Origin of the sequence: Shewanella halotolerans, from assembly GCF_019457535.1 — a bacterium.
GTDB classification, from domain to species: Bacteria; Pseudomonadota; Gammaproteobacteria; order Enterobacterales; family Shewanellaceae; genus Shewanella; species Shewanella halotolerans.
On sequence record NZ_CP080417.1, the window covers coordinates 4,601,321 to 4,619,939 of the forward strand.

Annotated in this window: 18 protein-coding genes; 6 read left to right on the forward strand and 12 right to left on the reverse strand. The window is 54.2% G+C overall.

The window, feature by feature from the left end:
• Positions 1-10: 10 nt before the first annotated feature.
• The 4 genes from K0H81_RS19925 to K0H81_RS19940 form a co-directional block, all read right to left on the reverse strand.
• Positions 11-358, reverse strand: coding sequence for a hypothetical protein (locus K0H81_RS19925; RefSeq protein WP_144204099.1), 348 nt, complete (start codon positions 356-358; stop codon positions 11-13).
• Between the two features lie 120 nt (positions 359-478).
• A complete protein-coding gene (locus K0H81_RS19930) occupies positions 479-901 on the reverse strand; it encodes a PACE efflux transporter (RefSeq protein ID WP_220059474.1) in 423 nt (140 codons plus the stop codon).
• Positions 902-998: 97 nt separating this feature from the next.
• A complete protein-coding gene (locus tag K0H81_RS19935; RefSeq protein WP_220059475.1) occupies positions 999-4,127 on the reverse strand; it encodes an efflux RND transporter permease subunit in 3,129 nt (1,042 codons plus the stop codon).
• A gap of 6 nt (positions 4,128-4,133) precedes the next feature.
• Positions 4,134-5,264: an efflux RND transporter periplasmic adaptor subunit gene (locus K0H81_RS19940; RefSeq protein WP_220059476.1), complete on the reverse strand. Its 1,131-nt coding sequence runs from the start codon at positions 5,262-5,264 to the stop codon at positions 4,134-4,136.
• Between the two features lie 243 nt (positions 5,265-5,507).
• On the opposite strand from K0H81_RS19940, the gene K0H81_RS19945 reads away from it, so the two are divergent.
• Positions 5,508-5,660, forward strand: coding sequence for a hypothetical protein (locus K0H81_RS19945; protein WP_160798254.1), 153 nt, complete (start codon positions 5,508-5,510; stop codon positions 5,658-5,660).
• A 43-nt stretch (positions 5,661-5,703) separates the two neighbouring features.
• Here the strand turns inward: K0H81_RS19945 and K0H81_RS19950 are convergent, their stop codons facing one another.
• Entirely contained in the window at positions 5,704-6,576 is an 873-nt protein-coding gene (locus K0H81_RS19950) for a LysR family transcriptional regulator (protein ID WP_220059477.1), read from the reverse strand.
• A 104-nt stretch (positions 6,577-6,680) separates the two neighbouring features.
• On the opposite strand from K0H81_RS19950, the gene K0H81_RS19955 reads away from it, so the two are divergent.
• Positions 6,681-7,376 carry a hypothetical protein gene (locus K0H81_RS19955; RefSeq protein WP_144204094.1) on the forward strand — a complete coding sequence of 232 codons (696 nt, stop codon included), beginning with the start codon at positions 6,681-6,683 and terminating at the stop codon, positions 7,374-7,376.
• Between the two features lie 62 nt (positions 7,377-7,438).
• On the opposite strand, the gene K0H81_RS19960 is transcribed toward K0H81_RS19955, so the two are convergent.
• The 5 genes from K0H81_RS19960 to K0H81_RS19980 form a co-directional block, all read right to left on the reverse strand.
• Positions 7,439-8,539 (reverse strand): MFS transporter, encoded by a 1,101-nt coding sequence (locus K0H81_RS19960; protein WP_220059478.1) that lies wholly within the window; start codon positions 8,537-8,539, stop codon positions 7,439-7,441.
• 155 nt (positions 8,540-8,694) lie between these two features.
• Positions 8,695-9,879 carry a BaiN/RdsA family NAD(P)/FAD-dependent oxidoreductase gene (locus K0H81_RS19965; RefSeq protein ID WP_220059479.1) on the reverse strand — a complete coding sequence of 395 codons (1,185 nt, stop codon included), beginning with the start codon at positions 9,877-9,879 and terminating at the stop codon, positions 8,695-8,697.
• Between the two features lie 251 nt (positions 9,880-10,130).
• A complete protein-coding gene (gpsA, locus tag K0H81_RS19970) occupies positions 10,131-11,150 on the reverse strand; it encodes an NAD(P)H-dependent glycerol-3-phosphate dehydrogenase (RefSeq protein WP_220059480.1) in 1,020 nt (339 codons plus the stop codon).
• A 6-nt stretch (positions 11,151-11,156) separates the two neighbouring features.
• Positions 11,157-11,645, reverse strand: a complete 489-nt coding sequence (gene secB / locus K0H81_RS19975; RefSeq protein ID WP_011867598.1) for a protein-export chaperone SecB — start codon at positions 11,643-11,645, stop codon at positions 11,157-11,159.
• A gap of 207 nt (positions 11,646-11,852) precedes the next feature.
• A complete protein-coding gene (locus K0H81_RS19980; protein WP_041406823.1) occupies positions 11,853-12,287 on the reverse strand; it encodes a rhodanese-like domain-containing protein in 435 nt (144 codons plus the stop codon).
• A 241-nt stretch (positions 12,288-12,528) separates the two neighbouring features.
• Here K0H81_RS19980 and gpmM point away from each other — a divergent pair, with 241 nt between their 5' ends.
• From gpmM to K0H81_RS20000, 4 genes are read left to right on the forward strand one after another with little or no spacing between them, the layout of a single operon-like run.
• Positions 12,529-14,073 (forward strand): 2,3-bisphosphoglycerate-independent phosphoglycerate mutase, encoded by a 1,545-nt coding sequence (gene gpmM, locus K0H81_RS19985; protein ID WP_220059481.1) that lies wholly within the window; start codon positions 12,529-12,531, stop codon positions 14,071-14,073.
• Between the two features lie 58 nt (positions 14,074-14,131).
• Positions 14,132-15,217 (forward strand): murein hydrolase activator EnvC family protein, encoded by a 1,086-nt coding sequence (locus K0H81_RS19990; RefSeq protein ID WP_220060906.1) that lies wholly within the window; start codon positions 14,132-14,134, stop codon positions 15,215-15,217.
• A 35-nt stretch (positions 15,218-15,252) separates the two neighbouring features.
• A complete protein-coding gene (locus K0H81_RS19995) occupies positions 15,253-16,458 on the forward strand; it encodes a S41 family peptidase (RefSeq protein WP_220059482.1) in 1,206 nt (401 codons plus the stop codon).
• Between the two features lie 15 nt (positions 16,459-16,473).
• Positions 16,474-17,229 (forward strand): divergent polysaccharide deacetylase family protein, encoded by a 756-nt coding sequence (locus K0H81_RS20000; protein ID WP_220059483.1) that lies wholly within the window; start codon positions 16,474-16,476, stop codon positions 17,227-17,229.
• Positions 17,230-17,250: 21 nt separating this feature from the next.
• On the opposite strand, the gene K0H81_RS20005 is transcribed toward K0H81_RS20000, so the two are convergent.
• Together K0H81_RS20005 and K0H81_RS20010 are read right to left on the reverse strand one after the other, a co-directional pair.
• Entirely contained in the window at positions 17,251-17,703 is a 453-nt protein-coding gene (locus K0H81_RS20005; protein ID WP_011867604.1) for an Rrf2 family transcriptional regulator, read from the reverse strand.
• Between the two features lie 10 nt (positions 17,704-17,713).
• The gene (locus tag K0H81_RS20010) at positions 17,714-17,968 is read right to left on the reverse strand and encodes a YkgJ family cysteine cluster protein (RefSeq protein WP_220059484.1); all 255 of its coding nucleotides are present in this window, start codon (positions 17,966-17,968) and stop codon (positions 17,714-17,716) included.
• Positions 17,969-18,619: the final 651 nt, after the last annotated feature.

Sequence of the window (18,619 nt, forward strand, 5' to 3'; positions counted from 1 at the left end):
GCGCATTCTGTTAATAACCGTTGATGATGGCGTCATCTATGATCGCATCTTCGATGTAAGCGTCTTCGATCTCTTGCTCTATGATGGCGTCTTCAATGTCTTCGAGGTCACGCTTGCAGCGCTCGCGTTTCACCTCGCCTTCCACCAGGCCGTCGATTGCACCTATGGCCCCCCCTATGGCCGCACCACGCTTGGCACCTTCACCACCATCGGCGATGGCCCCGGCGGCTGTGCCTATGAGGCCACCTTCGATGGCACCGGCCACCACATCGCCCAGGGTGTCGTCACAGTAATCGGCCATAGCGAAACCAGAAGCCGCACTCAGGGATAAAGCGAGTAACAAGGGTTTGATTTTCATCTTATGCTCCGAATCATGCTGTTAATGTCGAGGTCATGATAAGAGCAAAAAGCGAATAGCTTTAGTTAGCTATTATTCGATTTGGTAATAGGTTAGTGGGAATGCGCAAAGCGCGAGGCCTTAGCCCCGCGACGCGTAGAAAAATTTCTCGTAGAGGTAGGTGTAGCAGTAGTTGAAGACCAGGTAGAAGACCACGAAGCCGATATCCAGCCAGAAGGCCTGCCACAGTGAGATGGACAGATAGGCCGCCATGATGGGCACAGAGATAAACAGTAAACCCAGCTCAAACAACAGGCTGTGCCAGACTCTGTCTGCCATGGATTTCACCATGGTCGACTTGAAGTAGACCATGGCCTTGTCGAACATCAGGTTATAACCATAGTTCCAGGCCGCTGCAATCAGCGACATGCCAATAGCCAGGGCCAACAAGGCACGAGAATCGACCGAGGTCAGCCAGGCCCCCAGGGGCACGGCTAACACCATGGCCCCCAGCTCGAACCCTACTAGATACCTGATGCGATCGAATCTCGTCTTTTGTTGCATGATAACCCCCTGCGCCCACTTGGCAGCAGAATAAAGTGTTCTCCAACCGGCAACGCCGTCAGCCAAAACATTGATACGCCGGCGGAGAACATAAACCTTAAGCCGTCACTTCAGTCGCCTTGGGTGAGCGTCTTAGCTCACGCAGGCGTTGCAGTGCGATGAAACAGATAGGTACCAGGAGACAGCCGATCACCGTGGCAATCAACATGCCGCCGAAGCTGGCAATACCCAGGGCGTTACGGCTGGCTGAGCCCGCCCCCGAGGCGATAACCAGAGGCAATACCCCAAGGATGAAGGAGAAGGCCGTCATCAATACCGCTCGCAGACGCAGGGCAATCGCCTGCTTTGCCGCCTCCATGATGGAGAGCCCCTTCTCTTCACGCAGCACCTTGGCAAACTCGACAATCAGAATCGCGTTGCGACTCGCCATACCTATGAGCAGTACCAGGCCCACCTGGGTGTAGAGGTTGATACTGCCACCGGCAAGGGCGGTAAAGCCCAGGGCACCAAACAGCGCCGTCGGTACACAGAGGATAATCGCCAGCGGGATCATCCAGCTCTCGTACTGCGCCACCAGAAATAGATAGGTGAACAGCAGTGCCAGGGCGAACAGGATAGGCGCCGAATCGCCCGCCTGTAGCTCCTGATAGGTCATGCCGGTCCACTCGTAGGCGTAGCCCTGTGGCAGGCTGGTGTCGGCAATCTGCTCCATGGCGGCGATGGCCTCACCCGAGCTATAACCGTCGGCCGGAATGGCAATCACCTGCGCCGTGTTGTACAGGTTGTAGCGGGCGGTGTTGTCCGAACCCACCAGCGGCTTGTAGGCGGCAAAGCTCGACAGCTTGACCATCTCACCAGACACGGCGCGTACATAGATCTGCTCCAGGTCTTTCTCTTGCGAGCGGTAAGATTGCTCCGCCTGCAGGTTTACCTGATAGTTCTTACCGAACTTAGTGAAATCATTGACATACATATTGCCCATCATGGCAGACAGCGTGCTGTTGACCTCATTAAGATCGACCCCCAGCGCCATCGCCTTGGCCCTGTCCACATCCAGATAGAGCTGTGGCACGTTGGCACTATAGGTAGTGAAGGCCATGGCAATCTCGTCGGCATCGTTGAGCGCCGCCAGATAGCCATCCAGCGCGGGCGCCATCTGCTCGACGCTGCGACCGCTGAGATCTTCCACCTGCAGGGTCAGACCGCCGGCATTACCCAGGCCGGGAATGGCTGGCATAGAAAACGCCATGCCGGTGACATCTTTGTTCTGGTCGATAATTGCCTGCACCTGAGCCACCAGCGCAAACTCTGAGGTTGCTGCGCTTTGACGCTCGTTCCAGTCGTCCAACACCACGATCATCATGCCCGAGTTGGAAGAGGAGGCTCCCTTGAGCAGGCTATAGCCCTTGGCGGCCACCACATGCTTGACCCCTTCGAGGGCACTGACCTCACTGATCATCTCATCGACCATCTTGTCGGTTCTATCCAGCGACGAGGCTTCCGGTAGGTTCATGTCTACCATGAATGAGCCCTGATCTTCGGCCGGGATGAAGCCCTTAGGCATGTTATCGCCCAGCAGATAGATTGCGCCCATCAGCAGGGCCAGCAGCGCACCCGATAGCATCAGACGCTTACCGAAGAAGCCTACCGACGAGACATAACCATTGGTCAGTCTGTTGATGAATTGGTTGAACCAGGCCAGCGGGCCACGTGTCTTAGGCGCCTCATGACGCATCAAGGCGGCGCACAGGGCTGGCGTAAGGGTGAGAGCCACCACGGTCGAGATCACTGTCGATACCGAGATCGTCACACCGAACTGCTGATACATCTGGCCCACCAGACCGGGCGCGAAAGAGACAGGGCCAAACACCGCCAATAGCACCAGTGCCGAGGCGATCAACGGGGCGGTCACCTCCTTCATCGCCTTGGAAGTTGCCGTCTTGGCATCGAGATGCTCCTCGCTCATCAGGCGTTCGACGTTTTCGATCACCACGATGGCCGCATCCACCACCACACCGATAGCCAAGATCAGGCCGAACATGGAGATGGTGTTGATATCTATCCCCATGGCCGCCATCACCACGAAGGTACCGATGAGTGACACGGGAATAGCGATCGAGGGGATCAGGGTCGCGCGCCAGCTCTGCAGGAAGAGGAAGGTCACGACAACCACCAGGCCGATGGCGATATAGAGGGTCTCAAACACCTCATCCATAGACACCTCAATAAAGGTGGTGGAGTCGTAGCTGATCACATGCTCCATATCGGCAGGGAAACGCTGACTGAGACGCTCCATCTCGGCGCGTACCCCTTCGGCAACCTCGAGGGCGTTGGCACCCGGTGCCTGATAGATGGCCAGGATAGGGCTCTCATTCTTGCCGTAGGTAGCCATGGCAGAGTATTGCTCCGCCGCCAGCTCGACACGGGCCACGTCTTTTAGTGTGATGAAACCTGCCTGGTTGTCGGCGCGCAGTATGATGTTTTCAAACTCCTCGACATCCACCAGACGACCCTGGGTCTGAATCGTGTATTGGAACACCTGGTTACCGGATGAAGGACGCTCGCCCAGCTTACCGGCGGCAACCGTGGTGTTTTGTGCGCTGATGGCAGCGGCCACATCGTTAGCGGTGATCGCCTTGGCGGCCATCTTCTCTGGGTTAAGCCAGACGCGCATCGAGTAGTTCTGCTCACCGATCACCTGCACCTTACCCACACCTTTCACCCTCAGCAGGGCATCTTTGATGTTGAGCGAGGCATAGTTAGACAGGTAGAGATTGTCGTGGCTGCCGTTGGGCGAGTAGGTGTTGACCGTCATCAAGATGGAGTTAGCCACCTTCTCGACCGTCACCCCCTGACGCTTAACCTCTTCGGGTAACTTGGCCATCGCCTTGTTGACCCGGTTCTGCACCAGCACCTGGGCCTTGTCGGGATCTGTGCCGATGGCAAAGGTTACATAGGCCAGGTAGGTGTTATCGTTGTTCGACTTGGACTCGATATAGATCATGTCCTCGACGCCGTTTATCTCCTGTTCGATCACCGAGGCGACCGTGTTACGTATGGTGTTATGGTCGGCACCAGGAAACACGGCAAACACCTCGATAGAGGGCGGCACTATGCTGGGAAATTGCGATACTGGCATTCTTGCCAGACTGAGTAAGCCTGCCAAGGTCAGCACAATCGAGAGTACGATGGCGAACTTGGGGCGATTAATGAAGAAATCGGCCATGAGTTGTTACCCCTTCTTGGCTAGGGCTACAGGCTGTTGCACGTCGACTTCGACGCCAGCCCGCACCGACTGAAGGCCACTGAGGATCACGCGCTCACCGGCTTGCAGACCATCCTGCACTATCCAGGAATCCGCCTGACGCAAGCCCAGCTTGACGTAACGGGCCTCGACCACATTGTCTTGGTTAACGGTAAACACATAGCGACCGCCCTGATCTTCCTGCACCACGGCCTGAGGCACCACCAGCTGTTGCTGGGCTACCTGTTGACGCGACGACACAGAGACGAATTGGCCAGGTACCAGCAGGCCTTCTGGGTTAGGGAAGGTGACGCGAAAACGGATAGAACCGCTGCGACTGTCCACATGGTTGTCGATGAAGTCGACCTCACCCTTGTGGTGATACAGGGTGCCGTTGGCCAGGGTCAGCGCCATCTCGGGCGACGCTATCTCCTCACCCGCCTGCACACGTTGCTGCAGGTCATTGAGATACTGCTTCTCATCCAGCTTGATATCCACATGCATGGCGCTGCTGCTCACTAGAGTGGTCAGCGGCTCGACATCAGGGCCAACCAGGGCACCGACACTCACGCGGCTGTCGCTCATCACACCGTCGAAGGGGGCAAAGATGCGGGTATTTTCCAGGTCCAGCTGGGCATAGTTGAGCGCCGCCTTGGCGCTTTGCACCTCGGCCTTCATGCCGAGAAGCTCGGCTTCGATCTGCTCGACCTCCAGGCTGCTCAGGGCATCTTGCGTCAGCAGGGCCTGGGCCTTCTCATGTTTCTTCGCCTGTAGCATCATCTGCGCCGTTTTCTGCGCCAGGTTGGCCTCCAGGCGGGCGACCTCGGCCTGAAACGGCTTAGGGTCTATCTCAAACAGCAGATCGCCCTTCTTAACCTGGGCGCCATCGGTATAAACCTGGCTGATCAGGTAACCGGAGATCTTTGGCAAGATCTCCACCTGGTCGACCGCCTGGGTCTTACCCATGAACTGTTCGGTGAGTTGGATCAGCTGAGGTTGCATAACCTGCACTGTGACCTTGGGTTGTTCGGTGAACTCCCCGTCGACTTCGGCTTGCTGCGAACAGGCAGCGAGTAGAAGTGGGAGGGAAATCGCAATAAGTTTGGCTGACGTACCCATAATGACCTCTTCTCAAGCATCGACACTCATGTGCCACAAACGATTAAATTACGGCCACTATACAGAGGAGTTTTTAATACTTTTAACTAGGTATTATTAGGTTATCGAATGGGTTTGGGGCGGGGGTAGCGAGGATGGATGACACCACATCTATTCGAAATAAAGATGGTTATTAATTAACCTAGGCAGGATTGTTAATAGATAATGGCCTCACCAACAGCAAGGTACAATATCGAGGTCATCATGTTTAACAAAAACGCTAACCTGGGCAAAATGGATCAATTCATGTCAGTGATCACCGCCGGCGCCATCATTAGCCTATTTGTGGTTTACGAGTCGTTATTCGGCCAGGACCTGGCCATTCAGCAAGTGGTTATCGAGCTGCTGAGACACTAATAGGCTGTCTCAGCTACCAAGCCTCAGCCGCTCGCGTGGAAAATTAACGCTTGAGTAGGTCGATAAAGAAACTCTTTGCCGGGCCCTGCTGCGCGGTCGACTTCCATAGCAAATCGACTGTCGTCAAGCCGGCCTCTTTCTCGATCACAGGCTTGAAGGTAGAAAGTGTGCCTATGGCCGCCTTCTCTTCATACATGCTCAAGGGGATGATCCCCCAGCCGATGCCCTGCTCCACCAGACGTATCATGTCATCCAGATCCGACGCCTCCCAGGTTTCCTGAGACACACGCCCAAGCTTCGCCAGATACTCATTTTGCAACATACTTGAACAGACGATCTGCCGCTCGATGATCAACATCTCGCTGTCTACCGCCTCCAGGTCCGCAAACTTATAGTCGGGGCTACAGATACACACCCACTCTATACGTGCAATACCGACAAAATCGAGATTCTCAGGTACCGCCTCGGACATGATATTAAAGCCGACATCGACCTCATCGGCTTCGATCGCCCGATTAAGGCGGTTGCCAATTAGCTTGACCAGCTTGACCCGGGTGAAGGGAAACTTCTCCGCCATCTTCTCCAACGCCGAGTCAAATACAGACATGGGCACCAGAGGGTCGGCGCCGATGACCAGCTGATCTTCGACCTCTTCGATCACTCCCTTGGCATAACTCTCCATACGAGTCGCCTGGCGCATGAGTACCTTGGCCTGATGATAGAGCCGGTCACCCTGCTCGGTAAGCTGTGGATACTTAGTGCTGCGGTCAAACAGCTCGACCCCGAGATCCAGTTCGAGATTATTCACCCCTATACTGACCGAGCTCTGGCTCTTGCCTATGTGTCTGGCGGCGGCCGAAAAGGAGCCTTTCTCTACGGCGGCTATAAATGCGTTGAGTTGTTCTAGATTTAACATTTGCGACCTATTCGATTACAAGATACTTACTAACTCTAGTTATTAAAGCTCATCGGAGATACTAACGCCAGTACATTTTACAACCAAGACTAGAGATCAAGACTATGAGCAAATTAATCGCAAAAACCTCAATCATAGCAGTCGCCACCTGTGCCCTGCTGTCACTAAACGCCATGGCCGCCGAGGCGCCAGCCGAAGAGAAAGTCAACTATGGTGATCCAACCGCCAGCTTCAGCACAGTGGGCGTGTCCACCAGCAAAGATGTTGACCAGATCTCCGGCATGATGGGTGTTGGCAACAACATGTATCAGTTGGATCTGAACCGCGACAAGAATACCGGCGACTTCAGCGGCCGCGGCCGTTACTTCCATATCACAGATGGCCTGGGTTACTCGGTGGATGTGATTGGCGATGCCGACACTCAGACGCTACTTGGTGGCCTGATGTACAAGTTCCAACTTAGCGACAACGTCTCCATCTTCCCCATGCTGAGCCTGGGTGGTACCCAGACCAAGCGTCCGCTGGAGAACGACAAGTATGACCGCAGTAGCCTGGTGCAGGCCGGTGTCTATGCTATGTATGGTTTCGACGCGGGTCACTGGCTCTACGCCAACCCTAAGAGCACCTACCATGTGAAGAACGAGTCCTTCATCAACCAAGTTGAAGTGGGTGGTGGCTTTATGGTGACCGACAACATCTCTGTCGGTGCCAAGGTGGAATACACCGCCGCCTTCGATACCCCTCAGGGCCGCATGAAGGAAGACACTGTGACCTGGTTACAGGCCAACTACTACTTCTAAGCAGAAGCATGACAGCCACCTAATGAGGTGGCTGTTTTTTTATGCCATGGAAACCCTGCCAACTATGGCTGCTTGAGCCGACTATTGTTGTAAATGGCAGGCATGATGAGCAGCAGGGTGATCAGCAGGAAGATCACCAGCTCGAACAGCACCCACTCCTTGAGCAGCACAGCCGGAGCCAGCGCGGCGCCGATAGACTGGGCCGCCACCGCCAGACGAATCGCATGCCCCTCAGGATCAGCCTCGGATATCACCCCCATGAAGAAGGGCAATAGGAAGTTCCACATAAACATGAAACAGCTCACCGCCACAAAATAGACCAGTGGATCCCGGGTCGAAAACAGCAAAACGATGGCGATGCTTTGCCCCAACACCCCAAAGGTGATCACCCGCTGCCGATTGCCATATTTCGCCAACAGCGAGGCGCTCACCGCGCCGAGCAGGCTAAACAGGGTACCGATCGCCAGTATCACCCCCTGATCTATCTCGCTGATGCCGATGCGGGTCGCCACCACGCTCAGCATGGACCAGGCACCGGAATTGGCCAACATGATCATCAAAATGGCAAACAGCGCGGTATAGAGAAACACCTTACCCGTCTTCACCCCTTGAATCACCGGCATCTGCTGCGCCCGGGTATCCACCGGCAGCAACACCATCAACATACAGAAGCCTGCTAACAGCACCAGGAGACCATCGAATCCCCCCTGCAGCCTCAGCTGAGGATAGAGGAGAAACAGCAGGCCACTGTAGAGCATCTGCATGGCGATCGCCCGGCCGAAGGCGGCATCGGGCAGCTTGTCACGGGACAGGGTATCGAAGCAGCGGACGATCAAGATGCCGGCAAGGAAACCGGCGGCGAAACGCAAGACGACAAACCACTCCACCTCGGAACAGAGAGCGCTACCAAAGTGAACAAGCGCCAGGGCCAGGAAGACGCCGCGCTCCGAAATCAAGTTCATTCGCTGCCAGAAGAAACAGCAGATTGAAGCCAGCGAGAAACCGATGAGTTCTATAGTGGCCACATAGGTGAGCGTCAGCACAGGCTCGGCGAACTGCCGGGAGATCACATCGAAGTAGATGGGCAATAACAGGAAGACGCTAGACGCCACCGACATCTTAACGCCGGCATACAGACTAAAGCCCCCTCTGGATGTAGACAATACCCACTCTCCTCAGCCAAAACGACCATGACCTCTAGTTAAGTTTATTCATGATCTCGCAAAAAAACCTATTAAACAGGTAAGTTACCGCCAGCGAGCGCAAAAGCCCAGCCAATATTCGCGTCAAAGGAGGAGAATGTGAGGGCGCGCGCCGACTACACCGCCTGACCGACGGCGACGCCCGATGCCCAGGCCCACTGGAAGTTGAAGCCGCCGAGCCAGCCGCTGACATCCATCACCTCACCGGCGAAGTAGAGTCCGGGCACCTTCTTGCTCTGCATATCCTTGGAAGAGAGTTCATTGGTGTCCACGCCACCCAGGGTCACCTCGGCGGTGCGATAGCCTTCGGTGCCATTCATCAGCAACTGCCAGTTATGGAGATTGTCCACAACCTGATCGCGCTGAGCATGCACCAGCTGATTGAGGGCCATGTTGAGCAGCGCCTCGTCGAATAACACCTCAACCAGACGTTTAGGCAGCCACTGCGACAGGGTATTGCGCAGGCTCTGCTTAGGATGTTGCTCCTGGGCCTCACTCAATGCCTGGGCGGCGTCGAGCTGGGGCAGCAAGTTGATAGAGATACTCTCGCCCGGCTGCCAGTAGTTGGAGATCTGCAAAATAGCAGGGCCCGACAGGCCTCTGTGGGTAAACAGGAGGGCCTCGCTAAACTGGGTGCCATCTTTGGCGGTAATGGTACTTGCCACTGCGATACCCGAAAGGGGCTCAAACTTCTGCTTCTGTTCACTATGCCAGGTAAAGGGCACCAGGCCCGCGTGAGTCGGCAACACCTTGAGACCAAACTGCTCGGCGATCTGATAGCCGAAAGGCGAGGCCCCAAGCTTGGGCATGGAAAGTCCACCGGTTGCCACCACCAGCGACTCACAGCGGTATTCGCCCTTGCTGGTCTCCAGCCTGAAAAGGCCGTCATCCTGCTTGCTGATAGCGAGAATATCGGTTCTGAGCTGCACCTGAGCGCCCGCCCATTCGCACTCGGTCAGCAGCATGGTGACAATCTCTTTGGCCGAGTCGTTACAGAACAGCTGGCCATGATCTCGCTGGTGATACTCGATGCCGTGCCGCTCGACCAGCTCGATAAAATCCTGAGACGAGTAGCGCGCCAGGGCCGACTTGACGAAGTGGGGATTAGCACAGATAAAGTTAGCCGGCTCCACTTTTTGATTGGTGAAGTTACAACGGCCACCGCCACTGATTAAGATCTTGCGTCCCGCCTGTTTGCCGTTATCTAACACCAGAACGTCTCGGCCGCGATAGCCCGCTGTCGCCGCGCACATGAGGCCCGCCGCACCCGCACCGATAATGATCACGTCATGATGTTTCACTTAACTACCGCCTCAAACAAATTAATAGCAACCGAACGCAGCCCCACATAAAGGGACAAGCCAAAATGTCTGGAACATTTTTTGGCCGTGTTAAATCCCCTCTTTCACCCTCTATGGTGATCGGGGATAAGTATCTGACCCCCACGGATGGGGGAAATGCCAAAAAATGTCTGGAACATTTTTGGCCGCGTATTAAAAAGGGCGCTATTTTAGCACCCTTTGTTATTTTTAGCATGAGTCGCCGATGGCCACTATTCGCTGTCAGTCGTCTCCGACTTTTTCTCTCTTGCCAACAAGGCCTTAGCCGCCTCATGTGGCGTGCCGCCCTGGTAGAGCACCTTATACACCTGCTCGGTGATCGGCATCTCAACACCCAGACGCTTAGCCAGGGTATAGACCTCTTTGGTGTTACGGTAACCTTCGACCACCTGGCCAATCTCGGCCTGAGCAGTATCGACATCCTTACCCTGACCCAGTGCCAAACCGAATCGACGGTTACGGGACTGGTTATCAGTACAGGTCAACACCAGGTCACCCAGACCCGCCATGCCCATAAAGGTAGAAGGTTGAGCGCCGATGGCCTCGCCAAGGCGAGACAACTCCACCAAGCCACGGGTGATCAATGCGGTACGGGCATTCGCACCAAAGCCGATGCCATCTGACATGCCCGCGCTGATGGCGATAACGTTCTTCACCGCGCCGCCAAGTTGCAGACCGATAAAGTCGTCGTTGGCGTAGACACGCAGGCGTTTCGGGCTATGCAGTAACTCCACCAAGTCATTGGTGAAGGTCTCGTCGGTACCGGCAACCGAGATAGCGGTGGGCAAGCCTGCCGCCAGCTCTTTGGCAAAGGTTGGACCCGACAATACCGCCAGCGGATACTCGTCACCTAAAATCTCGCGCGCCACTTCCTGTAACAGACGACCGGTTTCTGGCTCCAACCCCTTGGTCGCCCAGACGATGCGGGCATCTTTGCGCAGCAGCGGTTTCGCCTGCTTAAGCACCAGACCAAACACATGGCTAGGCACCACGACCAACACATTGTTGGAGGCGGCTAACGAGGTAGCAAGGTCGGCTTCGGGGATAAGAAGATCCGGCAGCGGGATACCGGGCAGAAACGCCTCATTGGATCGATCACGCTTGAGGTTCTCGATATGTTCAGGCTCATGGCCCCAAATAAGGGTTTTGTGTCCGTTACTGGCTAAAGAAATAGCAAGGGCGGTGCCATAAGAGCCCGCCCCCAGTACCGTTATATCGGCAGTGTTGTTCATGCGTAATTAAGCGTTCGCTTCTGCTGCTTCACCGGCAGCTTCTGCCTGCGCCTGACGCTGTTGCACGTATTGAGCAAACAGGGCGTCAAAGTTAACTGGCGCTAGGTTCAGTTGTGGGAAAGTACCACGGGCAACCAGGCTACCAACCGCTTCACGAGCGTATGGGAAAAGTACGTTCGGGCAGTATGCACCCAGTGAGTGAGCCAGCTGCTGATCAGTCAGACCAGAGATAGCGAAGATACCCGCTTGTTGAACTTCACATAGGAAAGCGGTTTCTTCACCGTTTTTAGCCGTAACAGTCAGTGACAGAACAACTTCATATACGTCGTCGGCCAGCTTAGCGCTGCGAGTGTCAAGGTCTAGCTTAACTTCTGGGTTCCACTCTTTCTGGAAAACAGCTGGGCTGTTTGGCGTTTCGAAAGAGATATCTTTAGTGTAAACACGTTGAATGTTGAACTGTGGACCCTGTTGTTCGTTATTTACTGCTTCAGCCATAATTTCCTACCTAATCAATTTTGTTCGATTCGTTCCGTATGGAGAATCATCTTCAGGGCCTTTGTTACTCGAGTCCTAATCTAGACCTCAGCCACCATCCCGATTTTAGTATTTCCTTAAATCCCACCAGATGGGCGATTTAAGCCATTTTTTATAAGAGATGACACTCTAATCAAAGATGCTTAATAAAAGCAAACTTTGTGTGGGTTATCTTTTGGTTTTGGCAACGGGTAAGTTATTTTGTTGCCATTCGCTCATCCCACCCTTGAGGTTATAGACAGTTTCGAAACCTGCTTTAACCATCAACTGAGCCGCTTGCGACGAGGTCATCCCTGCATTGCATACCATTATAATGGGACTGGCTTTAAACTTTTCAAGGGCAGATGTCTTATTATTTTTAATTTCTGCTAAAGGCATGTTAATCGCGTCGACGATATGGCCTTTCTTAAACTCTTCCTTAGAGCGCACATCGACCACCTTGGCGTCTTGCTTGTTAATTAACAAGGTCGCCTGCTGATGATCTACAGTTTTCACTTTCGAGATACTAGACTTAAAAACGCTCACAATAAGCGCAGCAAACAAGCCCACCCAGGCGAGACTCAACATAGGGTTGGCTTTAAAAAATTCGATATATTCTTGCATAGTTTTCGGCCTACTTCTGTGGCTTGAGAGACTGTTCGGGCTGAGAGTATAACCGATTGTCCCTGCAGATTGCAGCATGTAGTTCACCTCTGGCAGGGCGCCGAGATTGAGAGATCCCTAAAATTGTGACGGGCTCGATGAGGGCTATCGGTGTAAATCACTTTTTGATCGCCCCTGTACGTAGTAATATTTATCCAATTTCAGAATTCTAGTTTTCTTTTTAACGTTAATAGGTACCACCATGACGACACGCAAACGCCCATTGGCACTGCTGATCCTCGATGGCTGGGGTTACCGTGAAAATACCCACATGAACGCGGTATATCACGCCAACACACCAGTACTCGATCGCCTCAACAAAGAATACCCCAACAGCCTGATCTCAGGCTCGGGCCTGGATGTCGGCCTGCCCGACGGCCAGATGGGTAACTCGGAAGTTGGCCACATCAACATCGGTTCTGGCCGCGTGGTCTACCAGGAGCTGACCCGTATCGGTAAGTCGATTGCAGATGGCGAGTTCGACACTAACCCAGCCTTTGTCGACGCGGTCGATAAGGCGATCGCCGCAGACGGCGCCGTACACATCATGGGGCTGCTGTCACCCGGTGGCGTACACAGCCATGAAAGTCACATCCAGGCCATGTGTAAGATGGCGGTAGCGCGCGGCGCCAAGCAGGTTTACCTGCACGCCTTCCTCGATGGCCGTGACACGCCGCCAAGAAGCGCCAAGGGCAGCCTGCAGGTCTTCAACGAGCTGTTCGCCGAACTAGGCACTGGCCGCATCGCATCCCTCATTGGTCGCTACTACGCCATGGACAGAGACAACCGTTGGGATCGCGTCTCACAAGCCTATGAGCTGATCACCCAGGGCAAGGCGCTGCACCAGTATCAAGACGCCGTTGAGGCGCTCGACGCCGCCTATGGCCGCGATGAAAACGACGAGTTCGTTGCCAGCTCGGCCATCACAGACGCCGACGGTAAGATTGCGACCCTCAATGACGACGACGCGCTGATCTTCATGAACTTCCGCGCCGACCGTGCCCGTCAGATCACCCGCAGCTTCGTCGACCCAGGGTTCGATGGCTTCGAGCGAGCGGTAACCCCTAAGATCAACTTCGTCATGCTGACCGAATACGCCGCCGACATTAAGGCACCTGTCGCCTATCCATCGGTAGATCTAGTCAACACCTTAGGCGAAGTGCTGCAAAACAGCGGCAAGACGCAGCTACGTATCTCGGAAACCGAGAAATACGCTCACGTCACCTTCTTCTTCAACGGCGGTAAAGAGGAGCCATTCGAGGGCGAAGACAGGATCCTTATCCAGTCGCCTAAGGTCGCCACCTACGACCTACAGCCAGAGATGAGCTCGACCGAACTGACCGACAAACTGGTAGAAGCGATCGAGTCGACCCAATATGACGTGATCATCTGTAACTACCCTAACGGTGACATGGTGGGTCATACCGGCAACTTCGATGCCGCCGTCAAGGCCTGTGAGGCGGTCGATGCCTGTATCGGTCGTGTGGTCGAGGCGCTGGCCAAGGTAGATGGTGAGTGTTTGATCACCGCCGACCATGGTAACGCCGAGCAGATGACCGACGAGCAAACTGGCCAGGCGCATACCGCCCACACCAGCGAACTCGTGCCCCTCATCTATGTGGGACGCAAGGGTGAGATCGCACCGAACGGAAGATTAAGTGATTTAGCGCCAACCATGTTAACCTTGATGGGACAAACCGTGCCATCAGAGATGACAGGGCACTCAATCATTACCCTAAGCGAGTAACGACTCTTTGCTTAAACGTTCCGGTTTCTATAAAGCCAGCATACTTGCTGGCTTTATCATGCTCTCTTGTACTGCGCAGGCATCCGACCTGAAGCAGCGTCAATCCGAGCTTGAAGCCATTCAGAAACAGATAAGCAACCAGCAGTCGGCCCTCAAGGACACCAGTCGCCAACACGAGAAGCTGATTTCTCTGCTGAAAAAAGATGAGCAGGCGATCGCCGCAGCGGCAAAGAAGGTGACCAATACCAGGGCGTCACTGGCACAAACCGACAAAAAACTGGCCGAGCTAGATGGCCGCAAGGCAGAGCTTGATACCCTCAAGCAGAAGCAGCAGAAGACACTGTCCAACCAGCTAGCCAGCGCCTATCTGGCAGGCAACCACGATTACACTAAGATGCTGCTCAATCAGCAGAGTCCGGCCACCATAGAACGCCTCCTCGCCTACTATCAATTTCTCAACAAGGCGAGAATGGACGCCATCAAGCAGCTGCAACAGACGATGACCGAACTGACGGCCGTCGAGTCTGAGCAGAAGGCCCAGCAAACCAAGCTCAACGAGCTGATCCTCAACCAGGAACAGCAGGCCAAGGCCCTCACCCAAGAACAACATCAGCGTCAGCAGACCCTGAAACAGATAGAGCGAACCCTCAATTCACACGGCGCCAAGCTGGAACAACTGCAGATAGAGGAAGCCAGCTTGAAGCGGGTGGTTGAACAGGCGCTGAGGGCCATGAAAGATAACCCCAGCATGGAAGGCCTCTCCAGCCGCCAGAAGCTTAGCTGGCCGACCAAGGGCCGTATCCGCGCAGGGTTTGGCAGCCTACGTTCGGGCGAAGTGAAATGGAAGGGTGTGATGATGGCCGCCCCAGAGGGGCAATCGATCAACGCCATCGCCTCGGGCAAGGTGATCTATGCCGACTGGCTCAGGGGTTTCGGTATGGTGATGGTAGTCGATCACGGCAAGGGCTACATGAGCCTCTATGGCCACGCCCAGACCCTGCTAAAGGATGCCGGCGACAGCGTTAAGAAGGGTGAGACCATCGCCCTGGTCGGACGCTCGGGTGGACAGACAGAACCTGGCCTATACTTTGAGGTAAGGCATAAGGGGCAAGCGGTCGATCCTGCGAGATACTGTAGACGATAACGCGACAACGACCCCGAGTAATGGGGAGGTCGTCCATGTCTCAAATGATCCGCTATTTCACCTGTGTCGCCCTAGGGCTGACCCTAGGCCTCTCTATCACCTTGTTTGGCCACGAGAATGCCAAGGAATACCAGCCCAAGGTCAACTACCCACTCCTCATCGACATCATCAGCACGGTAGAGACCTACTACGTAGACAAGATCTCTCAGGAAGATCTGATCCAGGCCGCCATTGAGGGGGTATTCAGCAAGCTAGACCCCTATTCAAACTTCCTCGACAGCCAGGCCTTCTCCGACATCAAGGATGCCAACAAGGGCGAATACTTCGGTTTCGGCATAGAGATAGCCACAGAGCAGAACCAGGTCACCATCATCAGCCCCTTTCCCCATTCGCCAGCCGCCAACGCGGGCATTCAGCCCGGAGATCGCATCGTCAAAGTCAACAATGAAACGGTAACAGCCAAGCAGCTCGACAATGTGCTGGAGGAGATCAAATTCCATAGCAAGCATAATCTGGCCATCAACCTGTCGCTGAGCCGCGCCAACTCGGAAGCCCTGTTCGACGTGACACTCACCCCTAGCCTTATCGACGTCAACTCGGTAGAGGGTGAGCTGCTCGACAATGGCATAGGCTACATCAGGCTCTCCAGTTTTCAGGATGATTCCACGGAAGATCTCATTAAACTGCTGACCCAATGGCAAAATGAGCCCATGACAGGCCTGATCCTGGATCTGCGTAACAACCCTGGCGGCCTGCTGGATCAGGCGATCAAGATTGCCGACATCTTCCTCGCCAAGGGGCGTATCGTCTCTACACGGGGTCGCTTCTTCGACGCCAACTCAGACTACTTCGCCTCACCACAGACCATGTTCTCAAAGCTGCCGCTTACCGTGCTAATCAACAAGGGCTCGGCCTCGGCCTCTGAGGTGTTGGCGGCGGCGCTTCAAGAAAACAAGCGCGCCACACTGATCGGCGAAAAGAGCTTCGGTAAGGGCACGGTGCAGAGCCTGATCCCCACTCTTATCGAGGGCAATGCCATCAAGCTGACCATAGCCCACTACACCACACCCAAAGGCAGGGACATACACTCCATCGGCATAGAGCCGGATATAAATATCCCGGGCGAGACTATGACTGCCGGACAAAGTATGCCTATAATCGATGAGCAAACACCCCATGAGGAGAGCGCCCACGATAGGGTTATCGAATCGGCGATCTCATGGATAAAAACAAATAGTTAGTGAATAACCAAAACAGTGCGCTTATTACTCTTATTAGCTGTCTTATTTACCACACCACGCTGCTTCGCCGCCCAGGTCTCCATCATCATTGACGACATAGGTTATCGTCAGACTGACGAGGCGGTGTTGGCATTGCCAAGCGACATCACCCTCTCCGTATTGCCTCATACCCCTCTGGGCGAAAGGCTTGCCGCCATCGCCCACGACAAGGGCCACGAGATCATGCTACACCTGCCCATGCAGGCATTAAATGGCAAGGAGATGGGCCCAGGCGGATTGACCAATCAGATGAGCGAACAGGCTCTCAAGCAGGCGGTCGATGACGCCTTTAAGAGTGTCCCCTACGCCAAAGGTGTCAACAACCATATGGGGAGTCTGCTCACACAACTAGACGCTCCCATGACCTGGCTAATGGAGAGCCTGAAGCAACAAGACAACTACTTTGTCGACAGCATGACCACCAGATACAGCAAGGCCAGCGACGCAGCCAACAGGCTGGGGATTCCGCTATTGAGAAGACAACTCTTTCTGGACAACGATGTGTCGCCGCAAGGACTTGAGAGACAATTTAACCAGCTGATCCAGCGGGCGAACAAAGAGGGGCAACTCATAGTGATCGCCCACCCCTATCCGGAGACCATCAGCTTCTTAAAGGCGAATCTGTCCAGACTCTCGGATGAAGGAATCGCCGTGGTGAATACATCCAGGCTCTTGCCCTATCGCCTCGCACAGAAGGAACCCGCGACCAGCGACAAGGCGCATTTAAGATAGGCGAACTTAAGAAAGGCTAAGTTAAAGCTCTAAGACTGGGATGGTAAGATCCGGTAGCAAAGCTCTTAACTCGTCACGGTTACTGACGACATCGGCCAATGAGTATTTGTCTAGCACGGCCAGATAAGCGTCTACCGCCTCGGCGAGCACGCCCTTGAGCTGACAGGCTGGCGAGAAACGGCAATAGGGCTTGCTGCAATCGATAGGCGACAGCGAATTTTCCAGCGTACGCACCAGGACACCGATATTGATCTGATCCGCCGGCTTACCTAGCTTAAAACCACCTGCCTTACCGCGTACCGTCTGCAGATAACCTTCCTTACCAAGATGGTGCACTATCTTAGACACATGGTTAGCCGACAGATCGAACACCTCGGTGATCTCGGCGATTCTAAACAGGGTTTCTCTCTCTGGCGATAAGGCCAGGTACATTAACGTACGAATACCAAAATCTGTATAACGAGTTAACTGCATAACCTACCTTCTAAGACTGGGTCGCCGCTTCTAAAGATGTAATCAACCAAAGTGCCTCTTCTGCCGTCGAACCACAGACTTCAGGTTCGGCGATGAAACGATCACACAGCGCCGGGCGCTCAGGGTGACCGAATATCTTGCAAAGATTCTGCTCATCTAGCTGGATGCAACGCTCCCCGGCAGGCTTGCCATTGGGCATGCCAGGGATAGGGCTGGTGATAGACGGCGCTATACAACAAGCACCACATCCTAGACGACAATTCATACGGCATTATACCTATATTTGCGTAGCTTGTTAGTCATTAAGATCACAGCATTATTCTGAGATTTCATAAAGCTTGGCCCCACCTAATAGTAAAAGAGATAAAAACGCTAAAGTTCTATAGGGAATTCCATACAGATAATGACGTTATCGCTAGAAGTAAGATAACATCTCAATTCCGTCTATCTAGCGAACTTAAGTGTTTTAACTCATTCACCTTATGCCATCGCCTTGTCTTCAGGACTATCTAAACTGTGCAGTTTATCTGCCCTCACGTGGGCGCTTTGTAGCGCCAAGCAGCTAAGCTACGATCCGGGGCAAGACACATGAATGTGTCGAATGCCATAAACGCAGGATGCAGTTTATGGCCAAGCTCAGCGGTGGACGACCGCCATGAATGGCGGAAGTGTCGATATAGAAGGAGCATTTATCGACCGACATCGGAAGTAGGCGCCTGTCATGGCCTGCTTCAACCCAGACATCAGAACTAACTCCGTCAATCTCACATGGGGGCTCCAGACATCCGCTTATCAAGCGCAGCTTGATGGATGACTGGAGCGCGAAGCAGCTAGGCTGCGAGCTGAGGGGGCTGACCACCATGGATGGCGGAAATGCAGTTTAATGAGTGGAGCACTTAACTGCCACCCACGAAGT